This window comes from Janthinobacterium paucivorans (assembly GCF_051380805.1).
Taxonomy (GTDB): domain Bacteria; phylum Pseudomonadota; class Gammaproteobacteria; order Burkholderiales; family Burkholderiaceae_D; genus Janthinobacterium; species Janthinobacterium lividum_D.
The window spans coordinates 19,797-41,102 of the sequence record NZ_JBNYXR010000015.1 but is presented as its reverse complement, the minus strand read 5'-3'; the positions used below and the strand labels follow the sequence as shown (position 1 = coordinate 41,102).

The following is a 21,306-nucleotide window of genomic DNA, read 5'->3' as shown; positions in this document are numbered from 1 at the left end:
CCTTAAAAGTTCAGGCCGGGCGACAGTTTGGCCGGCATTTCGAGTGTGCTGTTTTCGATCGAGGCGACAGGATAGGCGCAGTAATCGGCCGCGTAATAGGCGCTCGGACGGTGATTGCCCGACTTGCCTACGCCGCCGAACGGCGCCGTGCTGGCCGCGCCCGTGGTGGGACGGTTCCAGTTGATGATGCCGGCGCGCGCGCGTGCCTGGAAGCTTTGCCACAGGGCAGGATCGTCGGACAGCAAGGCCGCAGCCAAACCAAATTCGGTGGCGTTGGCAACCTTCAGGGCCGCGTCGAAATCGGCCACGCGGATCACTTGCAGCAGTGGACCGAACCATTCTTCGTCGGCAATGCCAACAGCGTTGCTGACATCGACGATGCCGGCCGTCACAAAGCCCGCTTCGGGGTTCAACTGGCGCATCTGCAGCAGGCTGGTGCCGCCCTTGGCCAGCATATCGGCTTGCGCCTGCACCAGGCGAGTGGCCACGGCGCTCGACACCACAGGGCCCATGAAGGGCTGCGGCTGGGCGTCGGATGCGCCGATGCCCAGCTTGGCCGCCACTTCCACCAGGCGCGCGACAAAAGCAGCACCGGCAGCATTGTCTTGCACCACCAGGCGGCGCGCGCAGGTGCAGCGCTGGCCGGCCGAGACAAAGGCGGAAAAGATCGCGTGGTGCACGGCGGCGTCGACATCCTTCACATCCCACACCACCAGGGCATTGTTGCCGCCCATTTCCAGCGCCAGCATCTTGCCCGGCTGGCCGCCAAACTGGCGGTGCAGGCTGATGCCGGTCTGGCACGAACCGGTGAACAGCACGCCATCGAGGTGCGCATTGGCACCCAGGGCCACGCCCGTGTCGCGTCCGCCATTGACGAGGTTAAGCACGCCGTTCGGCAAGCCGGCCTGCTGCCATAGCTGCACGGTTTTGATGGCCGTGCGCGGCGCGTATTCGCTGGGTTTGAAAACGATGGTGTTACCGGCAATCAGGGCTGGCACGATGTGGCCGTTGGGCAAGTGGCCGGGGAAGTTATACGGGCCGAACACGCCGAACACGCCATGCGGGCGGTGCCGCAGTACGGCGTCGCCGTCGGCGATCTTGCTTTGCGTGATGCCTGTGCGCGCGTTGTACGATTGCACCGAGATATCGATCTTGTTGGCCATGGTGGCCACTTCCGTGCGCGACTCCCACAAGGGCTTGCCCACTTCTTCCGAGATCAGCAGCGCCAGCGCTTCGGCATGCTCCTTCAACAGTTCGCGAAAGCGCACGCAGATGGCGATGCGTTCATCGACGGGGGTAGCGGCCCATGCCTCAAAGGCGGCGCGAGCGGCCTGGCAAGCTTGCTCGACTTCGCTCGGCGTCGCTTCCAGGCTGGCCCAGGTCTGCTTGCCATTCGATGGATCGATGGTCAACAGTTCCCTGCCGGTGCCAGGCAGCCAGGCGCCATGGATGAAGTTCGATGCTGCGATAGATGAATTAGACACGTTAAGGCTGGACGATTTAGACATGGGGATGCTTCCTCGGGTTGAGTGATAAGGTGCGCACGGTGTCGCCGTTATGGCAACGCAGCAGGTGCAATTCATCGTCATCGAGCGCAATCTTTCCGCTGTGCGGATTGACGTTGGCGACGATCATGCGGAAATCTTTCAGGTCGGTGTTCGACACCATATAAGGCTCGGCTTGCGCCAGCTCGCAGCTATCTGCGGCGGTTGCAGGCTCAGCGTCGAGCACGGCCGACATGCTGTCACGCATGGCGCGCAGCTCGGAGACGCGCGCCTGCAGCACGGGACCGGCATCGAAAATATCGACATAGCCTTCGAAGTGCAAGCCTTCCTGTTCCAGCAGGCGGCGCGCGGGCGCCGTGCTCAGATGCACCTTGCCGATCACTTCCTGCGCCTCATCGGGCAGGTAGGCCACGTACATGGGCTGGCGCGGCATCAGCTCGGCGATGAACGATTTCTTGCCCAGGCTGGTCAAATCGTCGACGTGATGGAAATCCATCTTGAAGAAGTGGCGACCGAGTCCCTCGTAGAACGGCGAGCTGCCGTCTGGCGCCTGGTAGCCGCGCATTTCGGCGATCAGCTTTTCCGTGAACAGGTGCGGGAACTGCGCGATAAAAAGAAAGCGGCTTTTCGACAGCAGTTTGCCGTTGTTGCCACTGCGGTAATCAGGGTGCAAAAACAGCGAGCACAGTTCCGTGCTGCCCGTCAGGTCATTCGACAGGTACAGCGTTTCCATGCGCGTAAACACGTCGAGCTCTGCGCTCGAATGCACGAGGGTGCCGATGCGGTAGTTATAGAACGGCTCTTCCAGTCCCACGGCTCCCTTGATGGCGCACACGCCGGCCAGGCGGCCCGTGTCGGTATCCTCCATGACAAACATGTAGTCGCGTTTTTCGGGCGGGATGGTTTCGGCGAACGAGGCACAGGCAATGGCCAGGCGGTCGCCCAGCATTTTCATGTCCGGCTTGAGGGTGGTCATGCCTGTGCCGACCTGACTGGCCAAGCCGTAAAGGGCGTCCAGGTCAGAAGCGTTAATGGCGCGTACTACTAGCATAGTGTTCTCTCGGTTAGATGCGCACGCAGATGACGCTGTCGCCTTCGGCCACGGCCAGCGTTTCAAGCAACTCGGCCGGCAAGCCGACGCTGTCCTGCCCTTCGAGCGCATCGCAGGTGAAGGTAACGGCGCGGAAGTTGCGCTCCGCGCCCGAAGCGACCGCGTAATGCACTTTCAGGCCGGTGCGGCTCGGCGTAACGCCGGCGGTGACACGGCGTGTGAGCGAGCCCGTAAACGAGCGCAGCGCATTCTTGTGCGCCTGCAAAATGGGGCCACCGTCGAAGATATCGATGTAGTCGTCCGCTTCGAAACCTTCTTCCGTCAGCAAATTGAAAGTCAGTTCGCCGCTCGGGTGAATCTGGCCCATGGCCGCCTGCGCGTCGCCTGGCAAGAGCGGCACATACACCGGGTAATGCGGCATCAGTTCGACGATCAGGGTGCGATTGCGCGCACCGCCGATGACTTTTTCTGCATCGAGAAAATCCATCTGGAAGAACTTGCGGCCCAGCGCATCCCAGAACGGCGACTGGCCGTTGGCGTCAGTGATGCCGGCCAGCGGCACGAAGAAACGGTCGCCGAAACGGTGCGGCGCCAGTACGGCGAACAACAGCCGCGCGCGCGACAGCAAGGCCGCTTCCAGGCCGGCCTGCTCTATATTGTGCACGTAGAAGCCGGACAACTGCGAATATGCCGTCAACTCCGAGCACAGCGTCAGCGCATGCACGCTGTGGCTGATATTTAAGTCACGCGAGACTTGCTGGATGACGTCGTTGCGAAAGGAAAAATACGTCCCGTTCGAGCCGGCCGAGGCAAAGATGGCGGCCGTGCCGTAGATGCTCTTATCGAGCAGGGATTCAAGCACGAAGAGATACGACTCTTCGCTGGGGATGTCGACATGGGCGGCAAACGAGGCGATGGAGCGCTCGACGGAGGCGGCGATTTTTTCGCGCGTCTTCGGCAGGGTATGGACACCCGGCATGGTGACTGCGGCCAGCGCCTCGAGGGCGGCAATATCCGCAATTTCTACCGGACGGACAACATACATGGGTACTCCTTCAATCCAGACAATACCAGGGTAGATCCAAGCCGGCCCGCAGCAAAGCGGCGGGCCGGGGATAGTGGGCGGTAAGACTAGCCTTAGGCTTGCAGCAGGCTGTCGACGGCGGCGCGCAGCATGCGGCCAGCTTCGGCAATCTGCTCGTCCGAGACGATCAGGGCCGGCGCCAAGCGCAGCACGTCCATGCCGGCGATCAGCACCATCAAGCCTTGTGCTTCGGCCGCTTTCTGGATGTCTTTCGCGCGGCCTTTGTAGGCATCGCTAACTACCAGGCCCAGCAGCAAACCGCTGCCGCGCACTATAGAGAATACTTGCGGATAATCCGTCATCAAGCCTTGCAGCATGGCGATGGTGTTGACGCTCGCTTCCTTGACGCGCGCCAGGAAGGCTGGCGTATTGATGGTCTCGAGCACGCTCAAGGCAACGCTGGCAGCCAGCGGATTGCCGCCGTAGGTGGTGCCATGGGTGCCTACGGCCAGGGTTTTCGCCAATTCATTAGTCGTCAGCATGGCGCCGATCGGATAGCCGTTGCCCAAGGCCTTGGCCGACGTCAGAATGTCCGGCGTGACGCCATAGCCCATGTAGGCGAACAACGCGCCGGTACGGCCCATGCCGCACTGGACTTCGTCGAAAATAAGCAGGGCGCCGGTCTTGTCGCACAGGGCGCGCAGTTCCTTGAGGAACTCCGGATTACCCGGCACCACGCCGCCTTCGCCTTGTACCGGCTCGACGATCACAGCGCACACGTCGTCGCCGATGGCGGCACGCGCCGCTTCGATATCGTTGAAGGCGATATGGTCGATCGATGGCGGCAACGGCTCGAAGCCCTCCGTGTACTTGGCCTGGCCGCCGACGGACACCGTAAACAAGGTGCGGCCGTGGAAAGAGCTGAAGCACGAAATGATGCGCGACTTATGCGCGCCAAACTTGGTGTGGGCGTACCTGCGCGCCAGTTTCAGGGCCGCTTCGTTAGCTTCCGCGCCCGAGTTGCAAAAGAAGGCGCGGTCGGCGAAAGTCGCTTCCGTCAGGGCCAGTGCCAGGCGCATCACCGGTTCATTGGTATAGCCATTGCCCAAATGCCACAAATTATTGATTTGCTTGGTCAGCACGTCGACCAGTACCGGATGACAGTGGCCCAGGCTGTTGACGGCGATGCCCGAGGTGAAATCGAGGTAATGCTTGCCCGACTGGTCCCACAGGTCCAGTCCCGCACCGCGCACGGGCACCATGGCTGCAGGGGCATAAGTAGGAACGAGAACCTGGTCAAAGGTTTCCCGTGTGACTGGACGAGCCGTTACGGTCGAATCAAGCTTGGCATTCATAGCATTTCCCCATCAATATGTTAGGTACTCCGCAGCTACGACAGCTACGTGTGTACTGCATTATAAAAAGCGGGATGCTAAAACTCTTTTGAATCTGCGACAAGGATTTTCACAATTCATCACAGCTGCCTTTACGCTAGCTGAGCTGGCCAGGCTGGCTAGGCTGGCGGCATAAGCTTTCTTTGCCGCTCTTCGCGCGGGGTATGGCCAAACAGGGTGCCAAACGCCGTGGAAAAGTGCGAACCGGAGGAAAAGCCGCACATCAGGCCAACTTGCACGATGGAATAATGCGTATCGAGCAATAACTGCCGTGAACGCTGCAGGCGCAGCTCCAGGTAGTAGCGCGACGGCAGGCTGCCCAGGTATTGTTTGAACAGCCGTTCCAGCTGGCGCCGCGACAATCCCGCCAGGCTGGCGATGTCGTCGGTCGACAGCGGCTCTTCAATATTGGCTTCCATCAGGGTGACGGCTTCGGACAGCTTTGGCTGCAACAGGCCAAAGCGCGCCTGCAAGGCCACGCGCTGGCGTTCTTCCTTGCCGCGCACCTTGTCCACGCACAACGCTTCCTTGACGAGCGCCTGCACATCGGCGCCAAACACGGTCTCGATCAGGGTCAGCGAAAAATCGATGCTGGCGGCGCCGCCGCAGCAAGTGAGGTGGGGGCCATCGATATCGAACAGATGCGGCGTCAGGATGGCCCGCTCGGCCTTGGCTTCCGCATCGGCGTACAGGGCCCATGGCAAGGCGATGCGCACGCCATCCATGACGCCCGCGTCGGCCAGCCACAGCACGGCCGCTCCCACGCCGCCCCAAAATGGCGCCGAACGGCAGCGCTCGATCACGGCACGGCACAGCTCGGCGCGCAGCGGCGCCTCCGTTTCATCGGCCACCAGCAGCGCGATATGCCAGTTGCCGCCTTGCTGGGCCACCTGCTCGGGCGTGCGCACCTCCAGTTGCAGGGCGTCCGGCCCCAGCGCCCGCGCACACAGACGCAGCGGCTGCACCAGACCCGCCCAGGTAATCGACTCGGCATCGCCGGCATGGATCAGCAGCAGGCGCAGCGGTTTGTCGAGGCCGATACGAGAGAGGTTAGCGAAAGACATCGGCGGGCGGGCTAGGAGCAAGGGCTGAGTTGCATACATGATACCGGAGTTCAGCCCCATCGAGCCCCATACGCAACTGCAGGGCCTGACGCGGCGGAAAAAAGCGCGATGGAAGGATATAATCACACCCCATGGCTGAACGATATTTAAAGAGTCTCCGGCTGCTGGCCGAATGCATGCAAGGCTTCGATAAGTTTGCTAGCGACTTCGTGCGCCAGTATGGCTTGACGCATGCGCAGTTCGACATCATTGCCACGCTCGGCAACACCTGCGGCATGCCCTACAAGGAGCTGGGCCAGAAAACCCTGATTACCAAGGGCACCTTAACGGGCGTGGTGGAGCGCTTGGAGCAAAAGGGGCTGGTAGTGCGCGAGCGTTGCAATAAAGATATGCGCTCCTACTCCGTGCGCTTGAGCTGCGAGGGTGAACAGGTGTTCCATGATGTGTTCCCCGAGCTGACAAAGCGGGGCCAGCACTTGTTTGACGGCTATACCGAAGACGATTTCATGCGTTTGGAAACCACCCTGGCGGAACTGAAACACGCCATTGCCAATGGCCACAATTGACAATTCACCAAGCACAGACATTCAAACAAGACAAAGGAAACTAACTTGAAAACCACACTGCTCGACGGCAAAAAAACCGCGCATTTCGATAAACACATCATCGGCAATCTGCTGCTCAACGCCAGCACGCCGGAACTGGTACGCCAGGAAAAACTGATCATCGGCGTGCGCAACGAAGATGGCGAAATCTACCGCCTGATCGGCGCCACCAAGCACAACAGCTTCATGAACGCCGTCGAGGAATTGTTCGACCTGGGACTGACGGATGAGCTGGAAGACAGCGACGAGCTCGTTGAAGGCTGCGATGCGATCTTCAGCGAAGCTGACTGATAACGCTGCCTAGCATCAAAAAAAAGCCTGCCGCTGATACAGTGGCAGGCCTTCCCCGTTGACCAGGCTTTACTTGCCTTTTACTCGCTTGTTTGCGAAAAGATCACGCTTAAAAAGTTCCGTACGGAAATATTACGAGTATAATTTTTTCAATGAACAGACTCGACGCCTTTAAAAGCATCGCCGCACAAGCCGCTCGTGGCGAGCTGACCTTTCCCGCCAATGTGGACGCTTCGCTCAAGCTGCAACAGGCGCTGGCCGATCCCGACTGCCACATCGAGGCCGCTGCCAAGCTGGTGCAAGCGGACCCGCTGCTGGCCGCGCGCACCGTGGCCATCGCCAATTCGGCGGCATTCAACCGTTCCGGCAACGACATCACCAGTGTGCGCAATGCCGTGCAACGGCTCGGCGTGCGCACCTTGCAATCGGTGGTGGCGTCGCTGATCGTGCGCCAACTGGGCAGCACCATCACCGATCCCGTCGTGCAGGCGAAGGCCAACCAACTGTGGGAACATACGGCCCACGTGGCGGCCCTGTCGCAGGTATTGGCGCGCCGCGTCACCAGGGTAGACCCGGATACGGCCCTGTTTGCCGGCATCATGCATGAGGTGGGCGGCTTTTATCTGCTGTCGCGCGCGGCCGAATTCCCCGGCATCCTCGACGGCGAGCCGCAGGACTGGATCGAACATGGCGAACAAGCCATCGGTCATGGCGTATTGACCAAACTGAAGGTGCCGGACGCGGTGATGAGCGCCATCGGTGCGCTGTGGGAAGGCTTGCGCGCCATCCCGCCTGAATCGCTGGGCGACACGCTGCTGCTGGCCAATGACCTGGCGCCGGTGGCCTCGCCCCTCAACGAAAGCCCGGCCGCCATTGCCGTGCGGGCCGCCCGCACCACCGGCAGCATCGATTGCGTGATCGGCGCTAATGCGACCCTGTCGAGCATCATGGAAGAGTCGGACGAAGAAGTGCAGTCGCTGCTACAGGTGCTGGTGCACTAAACTGCAGGCTTCTTGATCACTGGCGGCGCTGGCGACGCTGGCGCCGGCTTGACCTCGTCCACGATCAACACATGCTTGTCCATGGCCTTGCTCGCCTGCTTTTGCTGGACAACTTGCGTGGCGACCGCCCGGGTGCTCAACAGGGGCTTTGGATGGCGAGGCATAAACATGGCGTACCTGCTGAAAGTGGGAGACACCGCATATGTGCAGCGATGATCAATTTATCAAGCCACTTTTCAAACGCTGCACAAAAATCGCTCGAAACCAAAAAATCCGCTCCAAAGCGGAAAAAAACCCCGCTCGAAAGCGGAAAAAAAACCGCTCGAAAGCGGAAAAAAAGAACCCGCTCGTAAGCGGGTAAAGTCCAAAGCTAGGGATGTCCTGAAAGAGACAGTCCTATCTTATGCGCTGCGCTGCGCCGCTTCCGTGCGCTGGCACACTTAGCGCGCACATTTTCCTGACTCGCGCTCAATCGTGCTTCCCGAAACACCGAGGACGGCAAGACCCCATTGCAGTTGCCGCAGGTAGCGTCCCAGCAGCATGGCTGCCTGCGGATCACCACCGTCGCTATTGACGCGCAATACGCTGATCCCTGGCGTGACCAGCTGGCGCAGCTGGTCCACGTCGCCCTCGGCAATGGCACCACGCAGGGTGATGGCATCGCTAGCCACACGGCGCAACTGCGCGCCGCTGGCCAGCATACTGAGGCCTGCCATGATGGCCATCACTATCCAACGTTTCATCGCCATCGGTTAAAAAAAAACGACCACCGCGGTGATCGTTTTTGAATTCGTCATGCAATCGACTGCGCTTAAACCACGGCGCCGTCGGTTTCGTCCTTTTCCTTGATCGGCTTGATCAAGTCTTCGCGCTTGACGCCCAGCCACATGGCGATCGAGGCCGCGACGAACACGGACGAGTAAATACCGAAGCAGATACCGATGGTCAGCGCCAGTGCAAAGTGGTGCAGGGTCTGGCCGCCGAAGACCAGCATCGACAGCACCATCAGCTGAGTCGAGCCGTGGGTGATGATGGTACGCGAAATGGTGCTGGTGATCGCGCTGTCGATCACTTCATGCACGGAAGCCTTGCGCTGCTTGCGGAAGTTTTCGCGGATACGGTCAAAGATCACCACCGATTCGTTGACCGAGTAACCGAGCACCGCCAGGATCGCCGCCAGCACCGTCAGCGAGAATTCCCACTCGAAGAAGGCGAAGAAGCCCAGGATGATCACCACGTCATGCAAGTTGGCGATAATGGCCGAGACCGCGTATTTCCACTCGAAACGGATGGCCAGATAGATCATCACACCGATAATCACCACCACCAGCGCGTTCAAGCCGTTCTGCGCCAGTTCCTCGCCCACTTGCGGACCGACGAATTCGACTTTCTGCAACACGACTGCCTCGCTGCCAGCGGCGTCCATGCACGCGCTCTTGAGCACATGCTCACCCTTGGCCGTGACGGTGTCGATCGCCTTGCTCGTGCCTTGCTCGGCCTTGCACAGGGCGTCAAACACGCGCTGCGAGGTGTTGGCGGCGCTGACGCCCTTTTCCACCGGCAGGCGTATCATCACGTCACGCGCCGTATCGAAGCTGGTCACGCCAGGCTCTTCATAGCCCATGGCGATGAGGGTACCGCGTATGCCTTCAAGATTGGCCGCCTTCGGGTATTTCACCTCCATCAGGGTGCCGCCCTTGAATTCAACGGACAGGTGCAAGCCCTTGTGCACCAGGAAGAAGACGGCGGCAAGGAAGGTCACCGCCGAAATCACGTTGAAAATCAACGCATGGCGCATGAAGGGAATATCTTTTTTGATCCGGAAAAATTCCATGAAATCCTCTGAGTTCTATTCTGTGCATCCGGCTGGCCATGCCACCGGACGCTATCGCTGTTGACGCTATTGGGTGAGTCTGGGCCGTGGCTTATTTGCTGATGCCCGGCACCCACACCGTGCCGATCGACAAGGTCGTCAGTTTTTTCTTGCGGCCATACCAGAGGTTGACCACGCCGCGCGAAACGAAGACGGAGGAGAACATCGAGGTCAGAATACCCAGGCAATGCACGACAGCGAAGCCGCGCACCGGGCCGCTGCCGAAGGCCAGCAGCGCCAGGCCGACGATCAGGGTGGTCACGTTGGAGTCGAGAATCGTGGCCCAGGCGCGATCAAAACCGGCAGAGATCGCCGCTTGCGGCGTATTGCCGGCGCGCAGCTCTTCGCGGATACGCTCATTAATCAATACGTTGGCGTCAATCGCCATGCCCAGCGCCAGCGCGATAGCGGCGATACCCGGCAAAGTCAAGGTCACCTGTATCATCGACAGCAAGCCGACCAGCAGCAGCAGGTTGGTGGCCAGGGCCAGCACGCTGAAGGCGCCGAACAGCATGTAATAGGCGATCATGAAGACGGCGATAGCGATGAAGCCATACAAGGTCGAGTGGAAACCCTTGGCGATGTTTTCCGCGCCCAGTTGCGGTCCGATCGTGCGTTCTTCGATGACGGTCATCGGGGCCGACAAAGCGCCCGAGCGCAGCAGCAGCGCCAGTTCATTCGCGTTTTCCGCGCCGCCCATGCCGGTGATCTGGAAGCGCGAACCGAGTTCTTGCTGGATGGTCGCCACCGACAGCACTTCCGGTTTGCCTTTTTCAAACAGCACGATAGCCATGCGCTTGCCCACGCGTTCGCGCGTCGCTTCGCGCATCTTGCGCCCGCCGTCGCCATTCAAGTCGATCGACACGGCCGCCTGCTGGTTCTGGTCGAAGCTGGCCGTGGCGCTGGAAATATAGTCGCCCGTCAGGATCACGTCTTTCGCCAGCACGACAGGCACGCCCTTGCCAACCGTAAACAATTCCGAGTTGAACGGAATTGCGCTCGACAATTCCGTGCCAGGCACGATGCTTTCATCGACCAGGCGCACTTCCAGGGTGGCTGTGCGGCCGATGATGGCTTTCGCGCGGGCCACGTCCTGCACGCCAGGCAGTTGCACCACGATGCGGTCCGGACCTTGTTGCTGGATCAGCGGCTCAGCCACGCCCAGCTCATTGACGCGCTTGGACAAGGTAGAGATATTTTGTTTCACGCCTTCGTCGATGGTCGCCTTCAGGGCCGCCGGCTTGAGACTGACGTTCAGTTTCAAGTCGCTGCCTTCGCCGGCATCGGCGAATGCCAGTTCCGACATTTGGTCGGACAAGACATTTTTTGCCTTCCCGCGCGTTTCCGCATCGCGGAAGTTGATCTGCACGCTATCGCCCACGCGCTCGATGCCGGCGTGGCGGATATTTTTGTCGCGCAAGACGCTACGCGCGGCGGACTGGACGCCCTGGACTTTCTTGTTCAGGACTGCTTTCGCATCAACCTGCATCAGGAAGTGCACGCCACCACGCAAATCGAGGCCCAGGAACATGGGCAAGGCGTGCAATTTTTGCATCCACATTGGCGTATTGGCTTGCAGATTGACCGTCACGATGTAGGCCGGATCGGTGGCATCGGGATTCAGGTCTTTTTCCAGCACCAGTTTTGCCTTGAACTGGGTATCGGGATCGGCGAAGCGCGCGCGCACGGAGGCGAGGTTGCCGGCGCCATCCATGGTGACACCTTCCGACTTGACGTTTTCTTTCGTCAAAATTTGCTCGACTTGCGTCATCAGCTCGCCCGTCACTTTGACAGTCGACTTGCCGCTGGTTACTTGCAGCGCCGGTGACTCACCGAAATAATTGGGCGCCGTATAGAGTGCGCCCAGCAATAAGGCGACGACGATGATGATGTATTTCCAGGCAGGATAGCGATTCATAGTGATTCAGCGTTCAGTGTTGAGCGTCGGAGGCGTCGGAGGCGTCGCGATAGGCGGCGGGTAGCCGCCCGGTCAGTCGCTACATGCGTAGCGACGGCGAGCAATTACAGCGCCTTCAGGGTGCCTTTAGGCAACAGGGTGGTGATAGAGCTCTTTTGCACCGTGATTTCGGTGCTGGTCGCCACTTCGATGGTGACGTAGGCGTCCACTACCTTGACAACACGGCCCAGCATGCCGCCAGCGGTGACGACTTCGTCACCCTTGGCCAGCGCGTCCATCATCGCCCGTTGTTCTTTGGCACGCTTTTGCTGTGGACGTATCATCAGGAAATACATCACCACGAACATCAGTACAAGCGGCAGGAAGCTGGTCAGGTTGCCGCCGAAACCGAGAGCGTCGGCAGGGGCTTGCGCATAAGCGTTGGAAATGAAAAACACGTTGACTCCAGTTCTAATCAGTTTGAAAAAACAGCGCTGTATTCTAGCATTGACAAAAGACCATCCCACGAATTGCAGGCATGGCAACTTCAAATGGGGCTAAAAAAGCATTATGCAATGCTTTATCGCCCCAGTCCAAGCACCAATCTCGAAAACATCAGCTCAGGGCCTCGCGGCTCTTGAACCTAAGCATTTCTTAAGTTCCGCGTGCGCGCTCGGCATGGAATTGCAGCGTGAACGCGTGGAAACGGTCTTCGTCGAGCGCCTCGCGCATCTGGCGCATCAAGTCCAGGTAGTAATGCAGGTTGTGGATGGTATTCAAACGCGCGCCGAGAATTTCCTTGGAGCGGTGCAAATGGTGCAGGTAGGCGCGCGAAAAGTTGCGGCAGGCGTAGCAGCTGCAGGTGTCGTCGAGCGGCGCCTGGTCTTCCTTGTACTTGGCATTCTTGATCTTGATGTCGCCGAAACGGGTAAACAGCCAGCCGTTGCGAGCGTTACGCGTCGGCATGACGCAATCGAACATATCGATGCCGTTCGACACGCCGGCCACCAGATCTTCGGGCGTGCCCACGCCCATCAGATAATGCGGCTTGTTGGCAGGCAGGCGCGGACCCACGTGGGCCAGCATGCGCATCATGTCTTCCTTCGGCTCGCCGACGGACAGGCCACCGATGGCGATGCCGGGGAAATCGATCTCTTCGAGCTTGGCCAGCGACTCGTCGCGCAGCATTTCGAACATGCCGCCCTGCACGATGCCGAACAGCGCGTTCGGGTTTTCACCACGGTGGAACTCGTCCTTCGAGCGCTGCGCCCAGCGCAAAGACATGCGCATGGACTTGGCCGCTTCCTCGATGGTGGCCGGGCGGCCGGCGATTTCGTATGGCGTGCACTCGTCGAACTGCATGACGATATCGGAATTCAAGACGCGCTGCACTTGCATCGACACTTCCGGCGAGAGGAACAATTTATCGCCATTGATGGGCGAATTGAAATGCACGCCCTCTTCCGTGATCTTGCGCATGGCGCCCAGCGAAAACACTTGGAAGCCGCCCGAATCGGTCAAAATCGGCTTGTTCCAGCCCATGAAACCGTGCAAGCCGCCGAATTTCTCCATGACGGTGTTACCCGGACGCAACCACAAATGGAAAGTGTTACCCAAGATGATTTGCGCATCGATCTCATTGAGTTCCAGCGGCGACATGGCTTTTACGGTGCCGTAAGTACCCACTGGCATGAAGATTGGCGTCTGCACGACGCCATGGTTGAGTTTCAAGGTGCCGCGGCGTGCCTTGGTCAGGCCGCTCGTGTCGGTCTTGAGTAGTGTAAATTCCAGCATGGTCAGTCTTTCACGGGAGTATCAAGGTTCAGCGCAAGCGGAGCACGCGACTGCGTAGTGAGCAGCATCGCATCGCCATAGCTGAAGAATCGGTAGTTCTGCGCGATCGCATGCGCGTAAGCACTGCGGATCGGCGCATAGCCGGCAAAGGCCGACACCAGCATCAGCAGGGTCGACTTGGGCAAATGGAAATTGGTAATCAAACGCGTCACCGTCTTGAAGGCATAGCCGGGCGTGATGAACAGGGCCGTATCGGCACTGCCCGCCACCAGCTGGCCGCTTTGCGAAGCCGATTCCAGCGCCCGCAGGCTGGTCGTGCCGACGGCCACCACGTCGCGCCCGGCCCGTTGCGCGGCGCGCACGGCATCGACGGTGTCCTGCGACAGGGTGTACCACTCGGTATGCATCTTGTGTTCGGCCAGTACTTCGGTGCGCACGGGCTGGAAGGTGCCGGCGCCCACGTGCAGGGTCACATAGGCAAAGTTGACGCCCTTGGCCTTCAATTGATCGAGCAGGGCCTGATCGAAATGCAGGCCGGCCGTCGGCGCGGCGACAGCGCCGGGCACCTTGTTGAAGACAGTCTGGTAGCGCGTTTCGTCAAATTCATCCGCATCGTGCTCGATGTAGGGTGGCAGCGGCAAGCGGCCATGCGCCTCGATCAGCTCGAACACGTCGGCCTCGAAATGCAGCGTGAAGAATTCACCGGCGCGCTGGCCAACCGTCACGTCGAAGGCGTCGGCCAGGCGGATGCGGCAACCGGGCGGCGGCGACTTCGACGCGCGCACCTGGGCCAGCACGGTGCGCTCATCGAGTACGCGCTCGACCAGCGCCTCGATCTTGCCGCCGCTTTCCTTGACGCCAAAGAAGCGCGCCTTGAGTACGCGCGTATCGTTCATCACCAGCAGGTCGCCCGCGGCTAGCTGTCCGACGATGTCGGCGAACTGGCGGTCGATCAGGGCGTCGCCATCCAGATGCAACAGGCGCGAGGCGCTGCGCTCGGCCAAGGGAGTTTGCGCAATGTTTTCTTGCGGCAAATTAAAATCGAAATCGGATAGCGAATACATGCGTTTTGCTTCAAAAGTACGTCAAAAATGATTAGGAGTGCGCAATGGAACATCTGGCACTATACTGTGCGCCTATACAGGCATTACAATAATCCGCCGCAACAACGACGACTGCGGTACGCACAGGGTGTGCCGGACAACCCTCTATTTTACGCTAGCGGCATAAAAACCTGCGCTATTGGCACCAAAACCTTGCATATGCCCGATCCAAAGCCCGCTCCTCCTCCCACGGCCAAGCCCGCCGCGAAGCCGAAAGCTGCCAAAAAAGCGGTCAGCACGGAAAGCCGGCTGGCCAAACTGGGCTTGCGCACGGACATGGACCTGGTGCTGCACTTGCCGATGCGCTACGAGGACGAGACCAAGATCTACACCATCCGCGATGCCTGCCTGCGCGGCGGCGAGTCGTGGCAAGTGGAAGGTGTCGTCACCAAGTGCGAAGTCAATTTCAAGCCGCGCAAGCAGTTGCTGGTGACGATCGCCGACGAAACGGGCAACCTGCTGCTGCGCTTCATGAATTTCTACGGCAGCCAGGTCAAGCAACTGGCCGAAGGCACGCGGGTGCGCGCGCGCGCCGAACTCAAACACGGTTTTTTCGGCGCCGAGATGGTGCACCCGAACTACAAGGTGGTCAACCAGGGCGCGCCGCTGCCCACGGCGCTGACCCCCGTCTACCCGTCCGGCGAAGGCCTGTCGCAGAACGTCCTGCGGCGCGAGATCGCCGCCGCCATGCACCGCATCGACTGGCACGATACCCTGCCTGACGACTTGTTGCGCCAGATGCAGCTGTCGCCTTTCCAGGCTGCCGTGCGCCTGCTGCACTACCCGCCGCAGGACATCGATGAAAGCGCGCTGATGGACCGCTCGCACCCGGCCTGGGTGCGCATGAAATTCGATGAACTGCTGGCGCAGCAGCTGTCGCTGAAACGCGCCCAGCGCACGCGCCGCTCGAAAGGCGCCGCACAGCTACCCATCGTCGGCACCCTGTCGCATGCCTTTGGCGCAGCCCTGCCGTTCAAGCTGACGGGCGCGCAGGCCCGCGTGCTGGAAGAAATCCGCGCCGACTTGCACCAGCCGTATCCGATGCAGCGGCTGCTGCAAGGCGATGTCGGCAGCGGCAAGACGGTGGTGGCGGCGTTGTCCGCCACGCAGGCTATCGACAGCGGCTACCAGGCCGCGCTGATGGCGCCCACGGAGATTCTGGCCGAGCAGCACTTCCGCAAGATCGCCGCCTGGATGGAACCGCTGGGCGTGAAGGTCGCCTGGCTGACGGGCAGCCTGAAGAAAAAGGAAAAGACGGCGGCGCTGGCCTTGATCGAATCGGGCGAAGCGCAACTGGTGATCGGCACGCATGCGCTGATCCAGGACAATGTGCTGTTTGCCAAACTGGGCCTGGTGATCGTCGACGAGCAGCACCGCTTCGGCGTGGGCCAGCGCCTGACCCTGCGCAACAAGGGCGACAGCGCGGCCGTGCCGCACCAGTTGATGATGTCGGCCACGCCGATCCCGCGCACCCTGGCCATGACCTACTACGCCGACCTGGAAGTGTCGGTGATCGACGAACTGCCGCCCGGACGCAGCCCCATCGTCACGCGCTCCATCGACCAGAACCGGCGCGACGAGGTCATCGCCCGCGTGTATGCGGCCGCGCTGGAAGGCCGGCAGGTGTACTGGGTCTGCCCGCTGATCGAGGAATCGGAAGCGCTGCAGCTGCAAACGGCCACCGACACCTACATGATGCTGGCCGAAGCCTTGCCCGCACTGCAGGTGGGCCTCGTGCATGGCCGCTTGAAAGCGGCGGAAAAACAGGAAGTGATGGATGCCTTCATCGCCGGCCATATCCATGTGCTGGTGGCCACTACCGTCATTGAGGTGGGCGTCGATGTGCCGAACGCTTCGCTGATGGTGATCGAACACGCCGAGCGTTTCGGCCTGTCGCAGCTGCACCAGCTGCGCGGCCGCGTGGGGCGCGGCACGGCGGCCAGCGTGTGCCTGCTGCTGTACCAGGGCCCCTTGGGCGGTGTGGCGCGCCAGCGTTTGATGACCATGCGCGAGACGACCGATGGCTTCGAGATCGCGCGGCGCGACCTGGAAATACGCGGCCCCGGCGAATTCCTCGGTGCGCGCCAGTCCGGTCAGGCCATGCTGCGCTTTGCCGACCTGGAAACGGATCAATGGCTGGTAGATCAGGCGCGCGACGTGGCGCACGATTTGCTGCACGCCACCACGGCCGCCGCCGCGACTACCGTCGAGGCACACTTAGCACGCTGGCTGGGTGGGAAAGAAGAGTTTTTGAAAGTGTAAATCTGGTATTGCATGCTTCAGGGTGTTGTCGGATTACGCGCTGTGCGCTAATCCGACTTTTCGCAAACTACCTTGCGCCCGCGCAGTCTACATGCACATCCAGAAGCGGTTCGCCAGGTCGAGCATGAAGTCGGGGCGCAAATACGCCATGAAGACGATGGCCAGCAGCGCGGCGCCAGCCAGGCGCCACAGCCAGTTGCGCCAGCTGCCCATTACGCCGCCACCGCCACACGCTTGACGGCGCGCTCGTCGATAGGCAGGTTGATCAGCGCGGCCAGCAAGCCCAGGCCGATGGTGATCATCCACACGACGTGGTAACTGCCCTGGTGCTCGTACAGATAGCCGCCCAGCCACGCACCGAGAAAACTGCCCACCTGGTGCGAGAAAAACACCATCCCGGCCAGCATCGACAGGTGCTTGACGCCGAAGATGCCGGCGATGATGCCATTCGTCAGCGGCACGGTCGACAGCCACAGCACGCCCATGCCGGCGGCAAACAGGTACACCGACCACGCCGACAAGGGCGCCAGCAGGAACAGCGTGATGACCACGGCGCGCGTCACGTAGATGGCCGACAGCAGATAGCGCTTGGCGATTTTTCCACCGAGTTTGCCCGCGTAGTAAGAGCCGACGATGTTGAACAGGCCGATCAGCGCCAGCGCCGTGACGGCGATGTTCGGATTCATCAAGCCCTGATCCTTCAGGTAGGCCGGCAGGTGCACGCCGATGAAGACCAGCTGGAAGCCACAGACAAAATAGCCCGCCAACAGTAGCCAGAACGAGCGGCTGGCGATGGCTTCATGGAAGGCTGCACCGATGCTTTGCTGCGCACCACTGGCGTGCGAGACGGGGGGCTCGCGCAAATAGAAGGCCATCGGAATCATCGCCAGCAGCACCAGCGCGGCCAGCACATAAAAGGCGTTTTGCCAGCCCACGGCAGAAATCAGTTGCTGCTCCACCGGCATCATCAGGAACTGGCCGAAGGAACCTGCTGCCGACGAGATGCCGAAGGCCCACGAGCGCTGCTCGGGCGGCGCGCTGCGCCCGATGATGCCGCTGATGGCACCAAAGGCCGTGCAGGCCAGCGCCAGACCGATGAAGACGCCGGAACCGGCGATAAACAGGATGGGTTGCGTCATCAGGGCCATCCACACTAGGCCCAGCATATAGCTGATGGCACCGACGATGACAACGCGCATGGTGCCGAAGCGGTCGGCCGCCATGCCGGCGAACGGACCGAAGACGCCCCACATCAGGTTTTGCATGGCCAGCGCCAGCGAATACGTTTCACGCGTCCAGCCATTGGCTTGCGAGATCGGCTGCATCCAGAAGCCCAGGCCGTGGCGCACGCCCATCGCCAGGGTCAGGACGACGCCGCTGGCGATCAGGACAGTTTTCAGGCTGGGACGCGATGAGTGCAGTGTCATACGACTCCTTAGGCCTTATCGGCGCTGTATATCAGCCCAATCTGGCCGCGTATGGTGTCAAGGTTGCGCATCAGCGCCACGCTGTCCGCGTGCGGCATGACGGGGCTCTCCAGCAAGCCGGCGCGGATGCAGCGCATCGCTTCGATCGCCTCATGCGTGTAGCCATTGCCAAGATAAGGCGCGGCGACGACGCGGTACCCGCCATCCATCGCTTCAACGATCAGATGATCTGGTTTGTAAAAACGGTTAGGCAGGCGGATGCGTCCCAGGCTGCCGGAAATGCGCATTTCTGTCGGCGTTTGCGCGCGCAGGCTGCAGGCGCAGGATGAAGTGCCGCCGTCCGCGTGACGCAATGAAAACACGACCTGCTCATCGACGCCAGTGGAGCCCATTTCAGCGAGTGCCTGAACCTGCGATACCGGGCCGAGGAAAAACGCCGCCATCGACAGCGGATAAATGCCTACGTCGAGCAGCGCACCGCCCCCCAGTTCGGGATTGAATATGCGGTGCTCGGGCGGGAAATTGGCGACAAAACCGATATCGGCCTGCACCTGCTGCAGCACACCGATCTCGCCGCTGGCAATGATGCGCTGCGCTTCCTGCACGGCAGGCAGGAAGCGGCTCCACATGGCTTCCATCAAAAACAGTTTCTTGTCGCGTGCCAGGTCGACCACGGCCTGCGCTTGGCGCGCATTCATGGTGAACGGTTTCTCGCACACGACATGCTTGCCGGCAGCCAGGCACATTAAGGCATTTTCCGCATGCAAGGTGTGCGGCGTGGCGATGTAGATCACGTCCACGTCGGGATCATCGGCCAGCGCCTGGTAAGACCCGTGGCAACGCTCGATGCCGAATTGCGCGCCGAAGGCCTGCGCCCCGGCAGCGCTGCGCGAAGCGGCTGCCAGCAGCTGCGCGCCGGGCGCATCGCGCAAGCCATGCGCCATCGCATGGGCGATCTTGCCGGTGCCGAGGATGCCCCAGCGGACGGTGTTTTCCATGCTATCGATCTCTTTCTGGGTCAGCTGCCTTGCGCTTCGGGCGGAACACCGCCGCGTCATTGTAAAAATCGTCGTCCTGGCCCTCGCACCAGCCGGGCAAGCCAAGCACGGGCAGCGGCGTGAAGTCGGCTGTCGTCAAGCCATCACTGGCCAGGTCTTGCGCCACGCGTTCGTCAAGCCAGGCGCGCCGTGCCGCAGCATCAAGCGCAAAGTAAGCGTCGCCGGCAAAAATCACGCGCGTGTGCGCCGTGATGGCCTTGCGCGGCACCACCAGTTTTTCCATCAGCGCGTGGCCGAACAGCCATACTTCGGCGTCGGCGTCGCCGCCGGCGCCAAACTTGTCGCGCTGCATAATGAAAGCGCTGCGCCAGTCGTGGCCGCGCAAGGCCGCTTCCAGCGCGCGTCCGGCATCGCTGTCGCGCAGTACCAGCAGGGCGCAATTTTCATCAAAGATAGTGGCGCCGTCGCGTGCCGGCCCGCGCGATTTGCCGACGCCGGACAGGGCGATCTGCGCCGCCTGCAGCGCATTCAACTGTCGCTTGATGCGCGGGAAGGTCAGCCACACGAGCGCATTGAAAAAATCGTGCAGATTATCGCGCGTGGGCACGCCGCCCGTCGCGCCGATGAACTCCTCGTAAGCCATGCCTTCGGGCAGGTCGGCTTGCGGCACGAAGCACAGCGGCAGGCCGGAGGGATTGCGCAAGTCCAGCGCCCGCGCCTGAACGTTCAGCGCGGCAATCACCGTGTCGCGTTGCAGGTCCAGCTGCCGCCGCGCCGGCAGCACCGTGGCAAACCAGGGGCGGCTCCAGTCTATCGATGGCAACATGAACGCTTAGACCATTTTCCAGTTGATCTGCTCGCCCGCGTTGAGCGGAATGACGTGGCTGTCACCGAGCGGCAGCGAGTCTGGCAAAGTCCAGCTTTCGCGCTTCAAGGTGATGCTGTCCGTGTTGCGCGGCACGCCGTAGAAGGCAGGGCCGTGGAAGCTGGCGAACGCTTCCAGTTTATCCAGTGCGCCGGCCCGTTCGAATGCCTCGGCATACATTTCCATCGCATGCAGGGCTGTATAGCAGCCGGCGCAGCCGCAGGCCATTTCCTTGGCGCCTTGCGCGTGCGGCGCCGAGTCGGTGCCGAGAAAGAAGCGTTCGTCGCCGCTGGCGGCGGCCGTCATCAGCGCCAAGCGATGCTCTTCGCGCTTGAGGATGGGCAAGCAGTAGTAATGCGGACGGATGCCGCCCTTGAAAATCTCGTTGCGGTTGTACAGCAAATGATGCGCCGTAATGGTGGCGGCGATCGGACCTTCCGCTTCGGCCACATACTGCGCCGCATCCTTGGTGGTGATGTGTTCGAACACCACGGACAGGGCCGGGAAGGCGCTGCGCAGCGGGCGCATTACACGCTCGATAAAGACGGCTTCGCGGTCAAAAATGTCGATCTCCGGGTCCGTCACTTCGCCGTGTACGAGGAAGGGCATGCCCACTTCCTGCATCACTTCAAGCACCTTGTAGCAATTCTTTAAATCCGTCACGCCCAGGTCGGAATTGGTGGTGGCGCCGGCCGGATACAACTTGACGGCTTGCACGATGCCGCTATCTTGCGCGCGACGGATTTCGTCGGGCGAAGTGTTGTTCGTCAGATACAGCACCATCAGCGGATCGAAGTTCACGCCTTCAGGCACGGCGGCCAGGATGCGCTCGCGGTAGGCGCTAGCGTCCGCCGTGGTGGTGACGGGCGGTTTCAAGTTCGGCATGACGATGGCGCGGCCAAACTGGCGCGCGCTGTGTGGCAGCACGCTGGCCATGACGGCGCCGTCGCGCAGGTGCAAATGCCAGTCGTCAGGACGGGTGATGGTGATGGAGGTCGGGGTGTGATCGAGTGTGGACATGGCGGCAGCTCTCAGGCGGTCGTTGCGGATGACACCATTTTACCAGCCGCACGAGCGTCGCGCCGGTCGTGCGGGTGCGTGCACGCTTGCGGCCGGACGACAAAACGGCCAGTGTGCACTGGCCGTTTTCAC

At 61.1% G+C, this 21,306-nt stretch carries 21 protein-coding genes; 4 read left to right on the top strand and 17 right to left on the bottom strand.

Translation table 11 applies throughout. The features are described from left to right. Positions 1 to 2: 2 nt before the first annotated feature. The 5 genes from astD to ACQ4V8_RS17195 form a co-directional block, all read right to left on the bottom strand. Positions 3 to 1,508, bottom strand: coding sequence for a succinylglutamate-semialdehyde dehydrogenase (gene astD, locus ACQ4V8_RS17215; RefSeq protein ID WP_010401870.1), 1,506 nt, complete (start codon positions 1,506 to 1,508; stop codon positions 3 to 5). Then, positions 1,501 to 2,556: an arginine N-succinyltransferase gene (astA, locus tag ACQ4V8_RS17210; protein ID WP_010401871.1), complete on the bottom strand. Its 1,056-nt coding sequence runs from the start codon at positions 2,554 to 2,556 to the stop codon at positions 1,501 to 1,503. Before astA ends, astD begins: the two co-directional genes overlap by 8 nt. Before the next feature lie 13 nt (positions 2,557 to 2,569). After that, positions 2,570 to 3,601, bottom strand: a complete 1,032-nt coding sequence (locus ACQ4V8_RS17205) for an arginine N-succinyltransferase (protein ID WP_010401872.1) — start codon at positions 3,599 to 3,601, stop codon at positions 2,570 to 2,572. A 92-nt stretch (positions 3,602 to 3,693) separates the two neighbouring features. After that, the gene (gene astC, locus ACQ4V8_RS17200) at positions 3,694 to 4,935 is read right to left on the bottom strand and encodes an acetylornithine/succinylornithine family transaminase (protein ID WP_029496723.1); all 1,242 of its coding nucleotides are present in this window, start codon (positions 4,933 to 4,935) and stop codon (positions 3,694 to 3,696) included. Between the two features lie 158 nt (positions 4,936 to 5,093). Continuing rightward, on the bottom strand, positions 5,094 to 6,038 hold the full coding sequence (locus ACQ4V8_RS17195; protein WP_010401875.1) for a GlxA family transcriptional regulator: 945 nt from the start codon (positions 6,036 to 6,038) through the stop codon (positions 5,094 to 5,096). 131 nt (positions 6,039 to 6,169) lie between these two features. Here ACQ4V8_RS17195 and ACQ4V8_RS17190 point away from each other — a divergent pair, with 131 nt between their 5' ends. The 3 genes from ACQ4V8_RS17190 (at position 6,170) to ACQ4V8_RS17180 (ending at position 7,935) form a co-directional block, all read left to right on the top strand. Beyond that, positions 6,170 to 6,604 carry a MarR family winged helix-turn-helix transcriptional regulator gene (locus ACQ4V8_RS17190; RefSeq protein WP_029496724.1) on the top strand — a complete coding sequence of 145 codons (435 nt, stop codon included), beginning with the start codon at positions 6,170 to 6,172 and terminating at the stop codon, positions 6,602 to 6,604. Positions 6,605 to 6,649: 45 nt separating this feature from the next. After that, positions 6,650 to 6,934 carry a hypothetical protein gene (locus tag ACQ4V8_RS17185; protein WP_010401880.1) on the top strand — a complete coding sequence of 95 codons (285 nt, stop codon included), beginning with the start codon at positions 6,650 to 6,652 and terminating at the stop codon, positions 6,932 to 6,934. A 152-nt stretch (positions 6,935 to 7,086) separates the two neighbouring features. Beyond that, positions 7,087 to 7,935, top strand: coding sequence for an HDOD domain-containing protein (locus ACQ4V8_RS17180; protein WP_010401881.1), 849 nt, complete (start codon positions 7,087 to 7,089; stop codon positions 7,933 to 7,935). On the opposite strand, the gene ACQ4V8_RS17175 is transcribed toward ACQ4V8_RS17180, so the two are convergent. The 7 genes from ACQ4V8_RS17175 to queA form a co-directional block, all read right to left on the bottom strand. Further along, the gene (locus ACQ4V8_RS17175; RefSeq protein ID WP_196855682.1) at positions 7,932 to 8,105 is read right to left on the bottom strand and encodes a hypothetical protein; all 174 of its coding nucleotides are present in this window, start codon (positions 8,103 to 8,105) and stop codon (positions 7,932 to 7,934) included. The two genes, ACQ4V8_RS17180 and ACQ4V8_RS17175, sit on opposite strands and share 4 nt — an antisense overlap. 270 nt (positions 8,106 to 8,375) lie before the next feature. Beyond that, positions 8,376 to 8,678 (bottom strand): hypothetical protein, encoded by a 303-nt coding sequence (locus tag ACQ4V8_RS17170; RefSeq protein ID WP_436571903.1) that lies wholly within the window; start codon positions 8,676 to 8,678, stop codon positions 8,376 to 8,378. A 68-nt stretch (positions 8,679 to 8,746) separates the two neighbouring features. Next, complete coding sequence (gene secF / locus ACQ4V8_RS17165; protein ID WP_010401883.1) at positions 8,747 to 9,769, bottom strand: protein translocase subunit SecF; 1,023 nt, start codon at positions 9,767 to 9,769, stop codon at positions 8,747 to 8,749. A 91-nt stretch (positions 9,770 to 9,860) separates the two neighbouring features. Then, complete coding sequence (secD, locus tag ACQ4V8_RS17160; protein ID WP_010401884.1) at positions 9,861 to 11,726, bottom strand: protein translocase subunit SecD; 1,866 nt, start codon at positions 11,724 to 11,726, stop codon at positions 9,861 to 9,863. A gap of 104 nt (positions 11,727 to 11,830) precedes the next feature. Continuing rightward, positions 11,831 to 12,163 (bottom strand): preprotein translocase subunit YajC, encoded by a 333-nt coding sequence (yajC, locus tag ACQ4V8_RS17155; RefSeq protein WP_010401895.1) that lies wholly within the window; start codon positions 12,161 to 12,163, stop codon positions 11,831 to 11,833. Positions 12,164 to 12,359: 196 nt separating this feature from the next. After that, a complete protein-coding gene (tgt, locus tag ACQ4V8_RS17150) occupies positions 12,360 to 13,499 on the bottom strand; it encodes a tRNA guanosine(34) transglycosylase Tgt (RefSeq protein ID WP_010401896.1) in 1,140 nt (379 codons plus the stop codon). 2 nt (positions 13,500 to 13,501) lie between these two features. Further along, a complete protein-coding gene (queA, locus tag ACQ4V8_RS17145; protein WP_010401897.1) occupies positions 13,502 to 14,563 on the bottom strand; it encodes a tRNA preQ1(34) S-adenosylmethionine ribosyltransferase-isomerase QueA in 1,062 nt (353 codons plus the stop codon). A 198-nt stretch (positions 14,564 to 14,761) separates the two neighbouring features. On the opposite strand from queA, the gene recG reads away from it, so the two are divergent. Continuing rightward, the gene (gene recG, locus ACQ4V8_RS17140; RefSeq protein ID WP_070346079.1) at positions 14,762 to 16,864 is read left to right on the top strand and encodes an ATP-dependent DNA helicase RecG; all 2,103 of its coding nucleotides are present in this window, start codon (positions 14,762 to 14,764) and stop codon (positions 16,862 to 16,864) included. Between the two features lie 87 nt (positions 16,865 to 16,951). Here recG and ACQ4V8_RS17135 read toward each other — a convergent pair whose 3' ends face one another. Genes ACQ4V8_RS17135 through pyrC form a run of 5 tightly spaced genes read right to left on the bottom strand, consistent with a single transcriptional unit; the run spans position 16,952 to position 21,174 of the window. Next, positions 16,952 to 17,077 (bottom strand): hypothetical protein, encoded by a 126-nt coding sequence (locus ACQ4V8_RS17135; protein ID WP_261980839.1) that lies wholly within the window; start codon positions 17,075 to 17,077, stop codon positions 16,952 to 16,954. Next, positions 17,077 to 18,291, bottom strand: coding sequence for an MFS transporter (locus ACQ4V8_RS17130; protein WP_010401899.1), 1,215 nt, complete (start codon positions 18,289 to 18,291; stop codon positions 17,077 to 17,079). The genes ACQ4V8_RS17135 and ACQ4V8_RS17130 overlap by 1 nt, the downstream gene beginning before the upstream one ends. Before the next feature lie 8 nt (positions 18,292 to 18,299). Continuing rightward, the gene (locus ACQ4V8_RS17125) at positions 18,300 to 19,289 is read right to left on the bottom strand and encodes a Gfo/Idh/MocA family protein (RefSeq protein ID WP_436571902.1); all 990 of its coding nucleotides are present in this window, start codon (positions 19,287 to 19,289) and stop codon (positions 18,300 to 18,302) included. Between the two features lies 1 nt (position 19,290). Beyond that, positions 19,291 to 20,115: a DUF3025 domain-containing protein gene (locus ACQ4V8_RS17120; protein WP_436571901.1), complete on the bottom strand. Its 825-nt coding sequence runs from the start codon at positions 20,113 to 20,115 to the stop codon at positions 19,291 to 19,293. Positions 20,116 to 20,121: 6 nt separating this feature from the next. After that, on the bottom strand, positions 20,122 to 21,174 hold the full coding sequence (gene pyrC / locus ACQ4V8_RS17115; RefSeq protein ID WP_010401919.1) for a dihydroorotase: 1,053 nt from the start codon (positions 21,172 to 21,174) through the stop codon (positions 20,122 to 20,124). Between the last annotated feature and the right edge of the window lie 132 nt (positions 21,175 to 21,306).

Excerpts from the sequence above, each read along its gene's own strand:
- ACQ4V8_RS17120 (WP_436571901.1), bottom strand. The coding sequence starts at position 20,115 with ATGTTGCCATCGATAGACTGGAGCCGCCCCTGGTTTGCCACGGTGCTG.
- ACQ4V8_RS17205 (WP_010401872.1), bottom strand. The coding sequence starts at position 3,601 with ATGTATGTTGTCCGTCCGGTAGAAATTGCGGATATTGCCGCCCTCGAG.
- recG (WP_070346079.1), top strand. The coding sequence starts at position 14,762 with ATGCCCGATCCAAAGCCCGCTCCTCCTCCCACGGCCAAGCCCGCCGCG.
- secD (WP_010401884.1), bottom strand. The coding sequence starts at position 11,726 with ATGAATCGCTATCCTGCCTGGAAATACATCATCATCGTCGTCGCCTTA.
- secF (WP_010401883.1), bottom strand. The coding sequence starts at position 9,769 with ATGGAATTTTTCCGGATCAAAAAAGATATTCCCTTCATGCGCCATGCG.
- ACQ4V8_RS17130 (WP_010401899.1), bottom strand. The coding sequence starts at position 18,291 with ATGACACTGCACTCATCGCGTCCCAGCCTGAAAACTGTCCTGATCGCC.
- pyrC (WP_010401919.1), bottom strand. The coding sequence starts at position 21,174 with ATGTCCACACTCGATCACACCCCGACCTCCATCACCATCACCCGTCCT.
- ACQ4V8_RS17190 (WP_029496724.1), top strand. The coding sequence starts at position 6,170 with ATGGCTGAACGATATTTAAAGAGTCTCCGGCTGCTGGCCGAATGCATG.
- ACQ4V8_RS17170 (WP_436571903.1), bottom strand. The coding sequence starts at position 8,678 with ATGAAACGTTGGATAGTGATGGCCATCATGGCAGGCCTCAGTATGCTG.
- queA (WP_010401897.1), bottom strand. The coding sequence starts at position 14,563 with ATGTATTCGCTATCCGATTTCGATTTTAATTTGCCGCAAGAAAACATT.
- ACQ4V8_RS17125 (WP_436571902.1), bottom strand. The coding sequence starts at position 19,289 with ATGGAAAACACCGTCCGCTGGGGCATCCTCGGCACCGGCAAGATCGCC.
- astD (WP_010401870.1), bottom strand. The coding sequence starts at position 1,508 with ATGTCTAAATCGTCCAGCCTTAACGTGTCTAATTCATCTATCGCAGCA.
- astC (WP_029496723.1), bottom strand. The coding sequence starts at position 4,935 with ATGAATGCCAAGCTTGATTCGACCGTAACGGCTCGTCCAGTCACACGG.
- tgt (WP_010401896.1), bottom strand. The coding sequence starts at position 13,499 with ATGCTGGAATTTACACTACTCAAGACCGACACGAGCGGCCTGACCAAG.
- ACQ4V8_RS17135 (WP_261980839.1), bottom strand. The coding sequence starts at position 17,077 with ATGGGCAGCTGGCGCAACTGGCTGTGGCGCCTGGCTGGCGCCGCGCTG.
- ACQ4V8_RS17175 (WP_196855682.1), bottom strand. The coding sequence starts at position 8,105 with ATGTTTATGCCTCGCCATCCAAAGCCCCTGTTGAGCACCCGGGCGGTC.
- astA (WP_010401871.1), bottom strand. The coding sequence starts at position 2,556 with ATGCTAGTAGTACGCGCCATTAACGCTTCTGACCTGGACGCCCTTTAC.
- ACQ4V8_RS17195 (WP_010401875.1), bottom strand. The coding sequence starts at position 6,038 with ATGTCTTTCGCTAACCTCTCTCGTATCGGCCTCGACAAACCGCTGCGC.
- ACQ4V8_RS17180 (WP_010401881.1), top strand. The coding sequence starts at position 7,087 with ATGAACAGACTCGACGCCTTTAAAAGCATCGCCGCACAAGCCGCTCGT.